The organism is Bacillus sp. CR71, from assembly GCF_003429245.1.
Lineage (GTDB): Bacteria > Bacillota > Bacilli > Bacillales > Bacillaceae_G > Bacillus_A > Bacillus_A thuringiensis_S.
Genome location: NZ_CP031748.1, coordinates 1433999 through 1447019, shown reverse-complemented (window position 1 = coordinate 1447019; position 13021 = coordinate 1433999). Strand labels below are relative to the sequence as shown.

Here is a 13021-nt window from a genome sequence, read left to right as displayed (position 1 = left end):
AACAAGTTAATCCTTTCCTTTACACATATAAAAGAGGAGAGTGCGTGAAATGAAACAAGCAGGACAACCTATTCAAAATGAAAAACAATTAGAAACTATCAAAAATATACTTTTACAATCTTCGAAACGTGATGGCTTATTATTCGTATTAGCTGTAAATTCTGGCTTAAAAGTAAGTGAAATCTTACAATTAAAAGTTAGTGATGTAATCGATGAAAATGAAAATGTTCGCCATTCCATTTTATTTTACAATGAAAAAGTGAAGAAACATAAATGGTTTGCTGTAAATGAAGACTTACAGCACGCAATCGAAGACTACATGAAAGAACGTAAAACTTGGAAACGTAATGAACCATTGTTAAAATCTCAAAAAGGAACAAAATCTATTACGAGACAACATGCATGGTACATTTTAAACAAAGCTGCAAAAGAAGTTGGATTAGAAGGGATTAGCTCACATACACTTCGAAAAACTTGGGGTTATTGTGCATACAAATCAGGTGTTGATATTGCATTTTTACAACACTTCTTTGATCACAGTACTCCATCAAAAACTTTAAAGTATATCGGTATTGCTTAATAACTCTTATACATAAAAAAGGTTACCATTTGAAAATTTGGTAACCTTTTTTATATTTCATATTCTCTTTTCTTGTCTCTCCTATACTGTAGTGGTACTCTAATAATAAGGGGGAGAAATTATGAACACACTTACAATTGAATTACCAAAAGAAACGGCTGAAAAACTTGATTTATTAAAACAAGCTTACGAAAAGAAAACAGGTGCTTCTATCTCTGAGAGCACTCTCGTGCAAACACTTATCTCAAAAGAATTTATCCAGGCGATAACTCCTTTTGATTTACAACAATTCATCAACGGAAAAGAACAGCATTAATGCTGTTCTTTTTTTATCTCTATTTAAAATATACAAAGTTTTTTATATATTTTTAGAAAAACCATTGACAATGATAATGATAACCATTATCATTTATTATGAAGCCAACAATTGATGAATCAACCAAACGCTCAGTAACATTGTTACCCCTCTTTTTCATATAGAAAGGCACTGTACATTCCCCCTGTTTGTACAGTGCCTTTCTTGTTTATTATCATTCAAAAAAATTTAATTGCTCCGGCTTCGGCTCACCATATGTAATGTTCATCATTTTCATAAGCTGTTTCGCATTATCTGCTGCATCCCCACCTGAATTGTTGTTAAACAGTACGTATATATCCTTTGTTTTCTTTTTTAATTGCTCTAGTCGTTCCACCCATTCTTCCAGTTCTTTATTGTTGTAGCGATATAAACAACGAACCGCTCTCCAATTTTCCCCTTTATCAAGCCAACCATGAACATTTCGACCGTGAAAACGTATTAATGCCATGTTTGAATTCGTAACCTCTAATACGAGTGGCACAGAACCTATCCCAGCCTGTGGTTCATCACAAATTGTATGAACCCATTTCTCCTGTTCTAGAAACTGTAACGTCTTATCTCTCATTTCTGGATAAAACCATGTTTGATTTCGAAATTCTATTGCACATGGTAAACCTTCCATTTTTTCTTTCGTATATCGAAGAAAATCTACATTTTTCTTTTTGCAATCAAACCATGGTGGATATTGAAATAAAATTGTTTTTAATTTATTAGCTTCTATTAAAGGAAGAATGGACTGCTTATACACATCAAACATCTCATCAAACGTAGAAAAAGGAAATTCTCCTTTCATATGTCCTGTCATTCCTTGATACGCTTTTACGACAAAAGAAAAATCTTTCGGCGTTTCCATTGCCCATTTTATATAATTTCGTGCAGGTTGCATCGCGTAAAATGAACTATCCACTTCCACAATAGGAAAATACTCACTATATGTTCGTAATTTATTTCTATTTTCATAGGAATCTACGTATAAAGAATCATGATCTCCCCATCCTGTCACTCCAATGAACAGCACATATATTCCTCCCTTTTTAACTTTATCTTCTATTCACTCCCCAAACACTTTTGCTAATCAATTTCATTAAGTGGCCCTTTCTTTAAGAGTATCCTTATTAAAATATGATATACTATATGGAAGAATTTTTAAAATGAGGGGTTATTTATTTATGCTTCCAAACGATGCTACTGTATCTCATGAAAAACGAATTGAAGAACTAGAAAATAAAGTGCGTTTTTATGAAGAACTTGTAAATCAATTACCACATCATTTCACATACAAAAATCCACATATTGGTTTACAAATAAAGAAAACTAGAGCAACTCATTCCATTCAAGAAATACCAAAAGAGAATAAAGAGGCTCATTTTCAACTTACTTGTGATTCATTATTCTTATTTGAACAACTTGAAAAACACTTTGTACATATTTTTGATGCCTTTTCACATCATGTAACCTTTGTCGATAGTAAAGGGAATATTACTTTATGTAATCAAGTTGCCGCAGATGATTTCGGTGTAATACGAAATGATATTATCGGAAAACCGATTCAACAATTACTAAGCTTGCCGGAAGAAAAAATTAAAGCGATTGAAACATTAAGAACGGGAACAGAAATATATAATGAAGAAGTTTTAGACAAAAACTATGGCATTATAAACAACCGAATTATTCGCGATTATAACGGGGAGATTTTTAGGGTTATTAGTGTCTTTCATTATTTAAACACAGAGCGTGATGCAGAGAAGTTTTCGTTAGCAGGACGAATCGCAGCCGGAATTGCACACGAGGTACGAAACCCTCTTACGACAGTACGAGGATACTTACAATTTTTACAAGAAAGTGTTTCTCCATCAAATAAAGAGTTATTTAAAAGCTTACTTATCCCTGAATTAGATCGTGCAAATAGTATTATTACAAAATTTTTAGCCATTTCAAAAACACGTGAATTTACAAGAGAACCGTTTCCTATTAATACATTTTTATGCGACTATATTCAACAGTTACTAGCTAGTGAAGTCTTCTTGCATAACATTTCAATTGATTATAACTTTTCTAATGAATTAGATGATATTTTAGTCAATATTGATCGACATGAACTTGTTCAAGTATTTTTAAACCTATTTCAAAATGCCGTCGATGCTCAAGGCGAAAAGCCTCTTTCTATTCAAATCACTAGTTATCGCCTAGATAACTTCGTTCGGATTACTTTCACAGACAATGGAATTGGTATTCCTCTAGCTATTCAAGAATATATCTTTGATCCATTCTTCTCAACGAAGGATTCGGGGACAGGACTAGGCTTATCAGTAACAAAAAAAATCATCCAAAATCATAACGGTACGCTCAAAATGACTAGTGATCCAGACGGTACAACCTTCACTATTTCTATTCCGATTTTACCTAAAGTAAATCGTGAAGCAATTAACTTATAAAATGAGAATGCTGTTCTATTAACTCCCTTTAATTGTTAAGCACACTCTAACAATTAAAGGGAGTTTTTTAAAACATATAGATTTTTCTCTACTTCTTTATTGTTCGTGTTAGGTAGGTAAACTTCTTATTTTTTGAGAAATAGTAGTTTGTCCATCACGAATTTAATTTAAATTTCATTATAATATATAGTAACGACTATTATTCTATGAAAGAAAGGAATGCAAAGATAAACAACAAAAATAAAGGGAAAGTATTTTATGGTAATGATTGTTGCGAAGTAAGAGCTTGTAGTTATATCAACATCTCTAAGTCCGAACTTAAATAATTTGTTAGACTTCTTCAAGCTCTCGGCCAAGCTATTCAAGCTGTCTTAGTTCAATATGGATCTGGTTCCTAGGTGGAGGCGCTACTGGACCAGCGGGTACTCCGATTCGGGTAACTATAGCTGCAATAGGAAACTCCAATGCTCAAACAATATCAACTGGAATTAATATTCAATTAAATCAAGTTTTTGAAATAAATAATATTAACTTTAATGACACTACACATACTTTACAGGCGTATATGATATTAGTTTCTCGGCATCTACAACTTTCCCAGGCTCTTCACCGTTTGGATTCGGTATTTCATTCAATGGCCAACCACTTACTCGTAATTTTTCAACTAATGTTATCGGTAGTGCTGTTTCTTTCTCTACAATTGTTACTTTACAAGCTGGTACAACGATTTCTGTACAACCTACAGCAAATACTATTTCTATTCCTAACACGGGCGATACAACTGCGACACTATCTGTACTCCGAATTTACTAACCACAATTTCCTATAATATTTTGGGAGGACTAAACACATTTATAAGTAATAGGTGTGATTTTGATTGTCTATTAAATCTCTCTTTTAATAAAAAGGAGCACTTATTTGGGAGGATAAGTGCTCCTTCTTTACGTTTCTTTACCTCAAATTTACTCTATCTTAATCCTCATTTTGTATGATAAATAATGAAGTCAAAGATATGAAAGAGGGATGAAAAATGAGAGTTATGTCACCGATACGCATTTGGATTGCTCTTATGATATGCATTATTTTATGTGTAGGGTTTTTTTTAACTCTAAAATATTCTACTATTTCAAAAGCAGAGAGAAAAACAGTTCCATACACACTTTTGTATACGAAACAAAACAACATCCTTTATTCCAATTCCACAAATAATGAAAAAAAAGTTATAAAAGGAATGCTTATTACGAAAGCTTCTAGTTACGAAACTCTACTTCAAATTACTGAAACGATTAAAGATCAGTATACAAATAAAGGAATTGATGAAATCACGCTGACTATCCATAATGAAAATAATGGTAGTTATGAAGAAGAATTACCATACGAACCGATTAGTAAAGGAACAATAATCATCACATACGATTCTCAATCCTTTGGCAGTACCAACATTACTCTTAATGAATAGTAGCATTTACCCCACTAATTATGAGCTCACTTCATTTTTCACATGAGAAAGAGGCGAATAACGAAATTCGCCTCTTTCTTTTACCATAACGATGGAATCCACTCTTTTACTTTATTAAACCACTCTTGCTGTTCTTTTTTCCTTTTTTGTTCTTCTTCTTGCCTTTTCTTTTCTTCTTCTTTTCTTCGCTTTTCTTCTTCAATTGTTTGCAATTGTTTTTTATAGTCCGCCTCAGATATTAACGACAATTGGAACGCTTTTTGGGCTGGGTTTGCATTTGCTTTTTTCATGATATCCCGGAACATCGTCGTTGTAATTTGACTACCACCTGGAACATAATGCTCGCTATCTGTTTTGTCATATCCTACCCAAACTGCACCTACTAAATCTGGTGTGTATCCTACAAACCACGAGTCCTTTGCCCCTACGCTCGGGCCATTTACAAGTTGAGTAGTCCCTGTCTTCCCTGCTGTATCAACATTAGTAACTTTCGCTTTTCCACCTGTTCCCTTTTCTACAACACCTTTTAATAAATACGTCATCTTTTGAGCAATTTTCTCACTCGTCACTCGTGTCTCTTTCTTATACCATTTCCCTATTATTTCCCCTTCAGCATTTTGAACTTCTCTAATTGCATGAGCCTCTACTTGAACCCCATCATTAGCAAATGTACTATATGCTTGGGCCATTACAAATGGTGATGTCCCTACATGCATCCCACCTAAAGCAATTGGATACGTACGGTCTTCTGGTACTAACGGAATACCAAATCGCTCTAAAGATTTCAATCCTTTATCTAATCCTATTTGTTCTAATAGCCACACAGCGGAAACATTATACGACTTTGCTACCGCTTCATACATTGTCACATTACCATGAAAGGCCTGATCACTATTTTTCGGTTCATATTCTTTAATATGAAATGGTTCATCTTTTAATATATCGTATACTTCATACCCTTGTTCTAAAGCGGGTACATATACAGCTAGAGGCTTTAATGTTGAACCTGGCTGTCTTTTTAATTGCGTAGCATGATTAAATTGTAAAAACTGATATGGTCCTCTACCTCCAACTAAAGCTGGAACACCGCCTGTTTTTGGATTTATAAGGACTACACCCGTTTGCATAAGTTGATCTGAGCCACTATCTTTGAAATAACTATCATTATTCACAACATCTTCTACAGCTTGTTGTTTTTTCGGATCAAGCTCTGTATAAATACGATAACCACCTGCTAAAATTTCATTTTGTGTTAATTCATACTTATCCATCGCTTCTCTAACTATATAGTCTACACATTGGGAGTATTTACCTTTGTATTTATCATCAACCCCACGTTTTAATACAAGGCCTGACTCTTTTTCTTTATTGTATTGCTCTTCAGAAATATATCCTTGTTCCTTCATTAAACTTAATACGACATTACGTCGTTCAATTGATTTATTAAAGTTTTTATAAGGAGAATACGCAGACGGCGCTTTAATTAAACCTGCAATCGTTGCAGCTTCTGAAATTGATAAATCTTTTACCTCTTTATCAAAATAAGATTTAGCTGCCCTCTTTATTCCCCAAGCACCTTCCCCAAAATAAATTTGATTCATATACATTTCAATAATTTCATCTTTTGTATAAGTACGTTCTATTTTTTTGGTTAAAAAGTATTCCTTTATTTTACGAGAAAATGTACGATCTTGTGTCAGAAATACATTCTTTGCAAGCTGCTGTGTAATTGTACTTCCCCCTGCTACAACTTCTCCTGCTGTAATATTTTTAAAAACTGCACTTATAATTCCACTATAATAAATACCATGATGGTTAAAAAAACCCTTATCTTCTACTGCAACAATTGCCTGAACCATAATATCAGGAATATCTTTTCTTTTAACACCTTCTGTTTTCGAAGAAGCTAATTTAGTTGCGACCTCATTATTTGCATCATAAATTAAAGTCGGTTGTGGAACAGCTTGTTTTAATTCAGATATGTCTTGAATGGATATTATTATATTTATAGCAATAAATAGAGTAATGAGTACACTTCCCAATACAATTAATGAATTACGAAGTTTCTTCCTCTTATTGAACCACTCAAGCATTTTTTTAAAATGAGTGTTCTTCAATTTCATTCGTTCACTTCCTTCATTTATTTACACTCTTCTTTTTAAAAGGAAGAATATACCGCCTTTTAAATTTACTATAATAACGTAGTCATTCCTATAGTGTAAAGCTTTTCTTTTACATTCATACTTTTTGCAAGAAAAGGACATTCTACAAGTAAGATATTCACTATTGGATATTAATATTATTAATAGAACAACGAGAGTTATGTTAAGTTTTTGTAAACTTTTCGATAAAATGTTTTAAAAAACGACAGTTTTTTGTTAGAATTGATTAGCCAATATATTTTACATATATTACTTTTGTGGGGGTAACAATAATGGTCTTTAAATCAAAAAAAGATAAATTTTCTGAAATGTTAATGAATGTTTCCGAAAATTTAAAAGAAGGCGCGCAGTTTTTCGTAGAGTATAAAATTAAAAATGCTAGCGATTTAAAAGAGTTTTCTATGCGCATGAAAGAGTATGAGTCAAAAGGTGACTCATTTATTCACGAAATCATTATGGAGCTAAACAAAGCGTTTATTACTCCAATTGAACGTGAGGACATCCTACAACTTGCAATGAGTATGGATGATGTATTAGACGGATTAGATCACAGTGCTGGTCTGTTCGAAATGTATTCTATTACAGAAGCTGATGAATACATGATTAAATTCGTGGAAGCAATTAATCAATGTGCGATTGAGATTGCAAACTCTGTTGAACTACTGTCTAAAAAGAAGTTAGTCGACATTCGTACGAACGCGATTAAGATTAAGGATTACGAATCACAATGCGATGATATTCGTCGTCATGCGATTAAGCACTTATTCTCTCGTGAAAAAGATCCGATTAAGATTATTCAATTTAAAGAGATTTACGAAGAGCTTGAAGAAGTAGCTGATAGCTGTCAAAGCGTTGCAAACGTATTAGAAACAATTATTATGAAGAACGCGTAAGGAGTTTGATCATGGATACACTCTTGATACTGACCGTTTTAGTAGTCATTTGCGCTTTAGCTTTTGACTTTATCAATGGATTTCACGATACAGCAAACGCTATTGCAACGGCTGTTTCAACGAAAGCTCTAAAGCCTAGACATGCAATTATTATGGCAGCTATTATGAACTTTTTAGGTGCAATGACATTTACAGGTGTAGCAAAAACGATTACAAAAGATATCGTTGACCCATTTGCTTTACAAAATGGTTCTCTTGTAATTTTAGCTGCTTTGCTTGCGGCGATAGCATGGAACTTAATTACTTGGTACTACGGTATCCCAAGTAGTTCTTCGCATGCAATTATTGGCTCAATCGCAGGTGCAGCCATTGCTGCTGCTGGTATTAGCTCATTAAACCTTAAAGGATTCATTAAAATTCTTGAAGCTTTAATCATTTCACCAATTATCGCTTTCGTTATTGGTTATATCGTTTACAGTATTTTTAAAGTGGTCTTTAAAAACTTTAACTTAACGAAAACGAATAAAAACTTCCGTATATTCCAGATTTTCACTGCAGCATTACAAGCCTATACACACGGTACGAATGATGCACAAAAAGCAATGGGAATCATTACGATGGCTCTTATGGCTAATAACTATCATACTTCTAGCGATATCCCGTTCTGGGTACAATTATCTTGTGCTATCGCAATGGGACTTGGTACTTCTGTCGGTGGATGGAAAATTATTAAAACTGTCGGTGGACAAATTATGAAAATTCGTCCTGTAAATGGTGTAGCTGCCGATTTATCATCATCACTTGTTATTTTCGGTGCAACATTCATTCACTTACCGGTTAGTACGACGCACGTTATCTCTTCTTCTATTTTAGGGGTTGGTGCTTCTCACCGTGTGAAGGGGGTAAAATGGGGAACTGCAAAACGTATGTTAATTACATGGGTTATTACACTTCCTATTTCAGCTTCTTTAGCTGCTCTGTTTTACTACCTATTACATTTTGTTTTCTAATCAAAAGTCGTCTTCCTTATTTTTCTAGGAAGACGACTTTTTTGTGAACAAGCCTATTTCTCATTAAAAAGCGTGTATAATAATTGGTGGATAAGTTATTTAGAGGAGTTGGCAATTTTGGAATACATCATGTTACTTTTCATCGGACTAATCGCCGGGACAGTCGGCAGCCTAGTTGGGCTTGGAGGCGGAATTATTATTGTTCCGTTATTAATTGGATTACACAGTTTATCACCACAACTTGCAGTAGGGACTTCTATGGTAACAGTCGTTTTCACAGGACTATCTTCTACCCTTACTTACATGAAGCATAAGCGAGTGGATTATAAAAGTGGACTTATTTTATTTATCGGAAGCGGTCCTGGTGGTATTATCGGATCATGGGCAAATAAATTTTTAAACCAAGACACATTTTCTTTATACTTTGGGATTTTCCTTATATTCGTCTCAATTCTACTTATGCTTCGAGACAAATTAAAACCTCTTTCCCTCTCAAATACGTCTGTAATTAAGCGTTCTTTTACAGATAATGATGGAAATGCTGTACACTACCAATTCCCACCGTTTCTTGCTATCTTTATCGCCTTTATAGTTGGGTTTATATCTGGGTTATTTGGAATTGGTGGCGGTGCCTTACTTGTTCCAGCAATGATGCTTCTTTTTGCATTCCCAGCACATATTGCAGTAGCAACTTCAATGTTCATCGTATTTCTATCAGCAATTGTAAGTTCTGCAACTCACATCTCACTTGGAAATGTCAGCTGGATTTATGCATTAATCCTTATTCCTGGTGCATGGATCGGCGGAAAAATCGGGGCTTACATTAATACAAAACTGAGTGGTAACGCCGTAATTAATTTATTACGTATTACGTTAATTATTCTTGGAACTAGATTAATCATTATTTCCCTTTTATAACGTATTCTTTTTAGAATGCGTTTTTCTTATACACATGAATATAAAAATCCTCCGAGGAGAACAAATAAAATTAAACAAGCACTTAATAACATATAATTTGAAATATGTACTTTCTTCAAGTTGACCACTCCTATAACTGCGACTGTTATCTTTATGATAGCGAAAAAATAGTTCACTTGCAGTTACAGAGTGCTAACAATGCAAAATCAATTATTACAAATTTTATCCTTATATTTCATTTCTTTGTATATTCTATCGATTTAATAAAAAAAGATGTCATATTGACATCTTTTTTAGTGAAGAAGTGACCATCCCATAAAGTCTTCATGTACTTGGCACGCCCTCTTATCGTTTCGATCATATAATTCAGCATAACTATCTGTTTCTTCATCATAAGCCATCGTATAAATAATTTGGCCGTCTACTTCAACGGATAAAACGACTCCACCTTTCATCTCTTCTACATGAATGATAGCATTCGCCGGAATTCTCATATCCGTCATTCTTATCGCATCTAACAATATACTAAACCCCCTACAGCGTATTCATTGCTAGTACTATTACACACTAAATAGTATACTACTGTAATAGCATACATTTCGTCAATGAAATTGCTGTTGAAATAGCATATTGTCTATATACATATACGCTAAAATAGAAGAAATAGAAACATATTAATGGGGGGCTAACATTGATTCTACACAAAGGAGATGTACTATTCCGTCAAGGCGAGGACGGTCCTTTATACTTTATAAAAACAGGCTTATTAAAAGTAGTTCGGCTAGAAGAAGACGGAACACCATTTTTATTCAACATTATCGTTCCAGGTGAAACGATACCTCATCATTCTTTAATTTCACCGAAAGAATATCACGGTACAGCTATCGCTTTAATAAAGACAGAAGTGGAACCGATCACTAGTAGTGAATGGTACGAGAGACTTCAAGCAAATCCCGAATCGTATGCCAACATCGCTATGCAATTGCAATCTAAATTAAGAATGATGCAACAACGAATTGATCAATTGACAACTGTCTCTCCGAAAGAACGTCTTCATCGTTTACAAGAATGGTTCACATTATATTTAGGTGACATTCCTATATATGAAATATTAACACAAACTGAAATTGGTCAACTGATAGGCATACGCCGTGAAACAGTTAACCGTTTATTACGAGAACAAATAAAAAACGAGGTAAAATAAATACCTCGTTTTTTTGTTTATTCTCATCTGTCTTATTGTAAGCTTGTTGCTGGGCCGAAAAATTCATAATGAATATGCTCTTGTTTCACACCTAAATCAGTTAGTGCAGCATTTATATGCTTCATAAATGCTACTGGACCACAGAAATAAAATTCTGCTTCAGTTGTCTGAATAATAGTTTTTAACCATTCGCTTTCAACGAAACCTTCTTTATCAAAGTTCTTCATTTCTAAATCTTTTTCAGTCGGTGCAGAATAACAAGTATATGCTTTAACTTGTTCATATTCATTTTCTACTGCCTTAACGTGTTCTTTCATTGCATGTGTATTACTATTTATTGCTGCATGAATAAAATATACATTACGTTTTGAATCTTGTTCAATTAACGTATTTAACATACTCATCATCGGTGTAATCCCTACTCCACCACTAATTAGTACAACTGGTAATGTTGAATCCATATTTAACACGAAATCTCCCGCTGGTGCACTTATTGGTAAAACATCTCCTTCTTTTACATGTTCATGTAAGTAATTAGACACTTTACCGTCTGGTGTATCTACACCTTTTTCTTTCTTTACACTAATACGATAATATTCTTTCCCAGGTGCATCGGATAAACTGTATTGACGATTATGTGTATATGTCTCACCTTCAATATTGATTTGAACCGTTACATATTGACCTGGGATGAATGAAGAAACTTTCCCTCCATCTTCAGGTTTCAAATAAAATGACGTAATAACATCGCTTTCCTTCACTTTTTTAACAATCACAAAGTTACGGAAGTCTTTCCATCCACCTTCTTTATGTGCAGCTTCTTCATACATCTCTGCTTCAATGCTAATAAATGCATCAGCAATGACACCATATGCTTCTCCCCATGCATTTAAAACTTCATCAGGTGCACCTGCGACCTCTTTAATGGCACGTAGTAAACATGTACCTACAATCGGATAATGCTCAGCTTTAATACCTAAACTTCTATGCTTATGACCAATTTGTTTTACAACTGGAATAATTGCTTCTAAATTATCAATGTACGTTGCAGCTGCATAAACAGCATTCGCTAACGCTTGTTGTTGTCTTCCCTTTTTCTGATTCGTATGGTTGAAAATATTCAATAACTCCGGATGTTCTGAAAATAAAATTTCATAAAATCTCGTTGTAATTTCAACGCCTTTTTCTTGTAATAATGGTACTGTTGACTTTACGATTTCAATTGTTTTTGCACTTAACATTGTATCCCACTCCTCTATTTCCTTAACTGTTTTTAGTTTAACTGAATCTTATAATGCAGATTGTGATTTTAATCACTATTAACACGTTGTTTTTGTGAATAATATATGAACATTGTACTTACAAAAGAAAATAAGCTAACTAGAATTCTAGCTAGCTTATTATTTTGTTTGTATAGCTTGTTCAATTACTTTTATATCTTTCCCCTCGCCAAACTCTGTATACCCCCAGATATTCGTTTCCCCCCTATATTTATTTACGATAATATCCAAGTCATGATATACACGGTGGGCATACACTACATACTCAATATTTTGAAGTTCCACACCTTTTTTTACAATTTCATAGCTTCTATTTACATCGCGTTTTATTTTTTCATTCTTTATTTCCGTATGTATATTTTTTAAAGATGGTTCTTGTTGTTGAAACCATTGCTTAAATTGATTCCAATCCCCGTCTGTATAATTCTCTGCTTTACCGTAATTTAAGAAATTATTATAGCTTTCATGTGTCATTCGAATAAAATCTAGCACTTTTGTCTCTTCTTGCACATCTTCTACTTGAGCTATTGTATTTACCTCAGCAGGCTTATTCGCATAATGTAACAGCACTTTCATAAGACTATAACTCGCGATGATCATTACGATAATAATCCCGAATACACGTAGCAATTTCTTCATATACAGAACTCCTTCTCTACTAAAGATATTATAATGTATGGCTATACTTGTAACATTCTCTCGTAGAAATATACTTCCTGTAT

At 33.7% G+C, this 13021-nt stretch carries 14 protein-coding genes and 2 pseudogenes; 10 read left to right on the top strand and 6 right to left on the bottom strand.

The window, feature by feature from the left end; translation table 11 throughout:
* Positions 1 to 49 precede the first annotated feature (49 nt).
* Positions 50 to 580, top strand: coding sequence for a tyrosine-type recombinase/integrase (locus tag DOS87_RS07515; protein WP_000806236.1), 531 nt, complete (start codon positions 50 to 52; stop codon positions 578 to 580).
* A gap of 121 nt (positions 581 to 701) precedes the next feature.
* Positions 702 to 896: a DUF3924 domain-containing protein gene (locus DOS87_RS07510; RefSeq protein WP_001094856.1), complete on the top strand. Its 195-nt coding sequence runs from the start codon at positions 702 to 704 to the stop codon at positions 894 to 896.
* A 214-nt stretch (positions 897 to 1110) separates the two neighbouring features.
* Here DOS87_RS07510 and DOS87_RS07505 read toward each other — a convergent pair whose 3' ends face one another.
* Positions 1111 to 1956, bottom strand: a complete 846-nt coding sequence (locus DOS87_RS07505) for a DUF72 domain-containing protein (protein WP_000897362.1) — start codon at positions 1954 to 1956, stop codon at positions 1111 to 1113.
* A 151-nt stretch (positions 1957 to 2107) separates the two neighbouring features.
* Between DOS87_RS07505 and DOS87_RS07500 the strand changes: the two genes are divergently transcribed.
* Both DOS87_RS07500 and DOS87_RS30490 read left to right on the top strand, forming a co-directional pair.
* Positions 2108 to 3373, top strand: coding sequence for an ATP-binding protein (locus DOS87_RS07500; protein ID WP_000937233.1), 1266 nt, complete (start codon positions 2108 to 2110; stop codon positions 3371 to 3373).
* 206 nt (positions 3374 to 3579) lie between these two features.
* Positions 3580 to 3696: pseudogene (locus tag DOS87_RS30490) on the top strand (collagen-like repeat preface domain-containing protein); the annotation flags it as partial.
* A gap of 219 nt (positions 3697 to 3915) precedes the next feature.
* On the opposite strand, the gene DOS87_RS30065 reads toward DOS87_RS30490, so the two are convergent.
* Entirely contained in the window at positions 3916 to 4008 is a 93-nt protein-coding gene (locus DOS87_RS30065) for a hypothetical protein (RefSeq protein WP_229145116.1), read from the bottom strand.
* Here DOS87_RS30065 and DOS87_RS30060 point away from each other — a divergent pair.
* Positions 3989 to 4186: pseudogene (locus DOS87_RS30060) on the top strand (Gly-Xaa-Xaa repeat protein); the annotation flags it as partial. The gene DOS87_RS30065 and the pseudogene DOS87_RS30060 overlap by 20 nt on opposite strands.
* Before the next feature lie 217 nt (positions 4187 to 4403).
* On the top strand, positions 4404 to 4832 hold the full coding sequence (locus DOS87_RS07490) for a hypothetical protein (protein WP_001265587.1): 429 nt from the start codon (positions 4404 to 4406) through the stop codon (positions 4830 to 4832).
* A gap of 80 nt (positions 4833 to 4912) precedes the next feature.
* Here DOS87_RS07490 and DOS87_RS07485 read toward each other — a convergent pair whose 3' ends face one another.
* On the bottom strand, positions 4913 to 6955 hold the full coding sequence (locus DOS87_RS07485; RefSeq protein WP_208730230.1) for a transglycosylase domain-containing protein: 2043 nt from the start codon (positions 6953 to 6955) through the stop codon (positions 4913 to 4915).
* A gap of 311 nt (positions 6956 to 7266) precedes the next feature.
* Between DOS87_RS07485 and DOS87_RS07480 the strand changes: the two genes are divergently transcribed.
* The 3 genes from DOS87_RS07480 to DOS87_RS07470 all read left to right on the top strand — a co-directional run bounded on the left by DOS87_RS07480 (position 7267) and on the right by DOS87_RS07470 (position 9815).
* Positions 7267 to 7887 (top strand): DUF47 domain-containing protein, encoded by a 621-nt coding sequence (locus DOS87_RS07480; protein ID WP_000231445.1) that lies wholly within the window; start codon positions 7267 to 7269, stop codon positions 7885 to 7887.
* A gap of 11 nt (positions 7888 to 7898) precedes the next feature.
* Positions 7899 to 8897, top strand: coding sequence for an inorganic phosphate transporter (locus DOS87_RS07475; protein ID WP_000380276.1), 999 nt, complete (start codon positions 7899 to 7901; stop codon positions 8895 to 8897).
* Positions 8898 to 9014: 117 nt separating this feature from the next.
* A complete protein-coding gene (locus DOS87_RS07470; RefSeq protein ID WP_000455760.1) occupies positions 9015 to 9815 on the top strand; it encodes a sulfite exporter TauE/SafE family protein in 801 nt (266 codons plus the stop codon).
* Positions 9816 to 10108: 293 nt separating this feature from the next.
* Here DOS87_RS07470 and DOS87_RS07465 read toward each other — a convergent pair whose 3' ends face one another.
* The gene (locus DOS87_RS07465) at positions 10109 to 10336 is read right to left on the bottom strand and encodes a hypothetical protein (RefSeq protein ID WP_000882911.1); all 228 of its coding nucleotides are present in this window, start codon (positions 10334 to 10336) and stop codon (positions 10109 to 10111) included.
* A gap of 170 nt (positions 10337 to 10506) precedes the next feature.
* Between DOS87_RS07465 and DOS87_RS07460 the strand changes: the two genes are divergently transcribed.
* Complete coding sequence (locus DOS87_RS07460) at positions 10507 to 11019, top strand: Crp/Fnr family transcriptional regulator (RefSeq protein WP_000600585.1); 513 nt, start codon at positions 10507 to 10509, stop codon at positions 11017 to 11019.
* A gap of 32 nt (positions 11020 to 11051) precedes the next feature.
* Here DOS87_RS07460 and hmpA read toward each other — a convergent pair whose 3' ends face one another.
* On the bottom strand, positions 11052 to 12260 hold the full coding sequence (gene hmpA, locus DOS87_RS07455) for an NO-inducible flavohemoprotein (protein ID WP_000947318.1): 1209 nt from the start codon (positions 12258 to 12260) through the stop codon (positions 11052 to 11054).
* Between the two features lie 159 nt (positions 12261 to 12419).
* A complete protein-coding gene (locus tag DOS87_RS07450) occupies positions 12420 to 12938 on the bottom strand; it encodes a hypothetical protein (protein ID WP_000735433.1) in 519 nt (172 codons plus the stop codon).
* Positions 12939 to 13021: the final 83 nt, after the last annotated feature.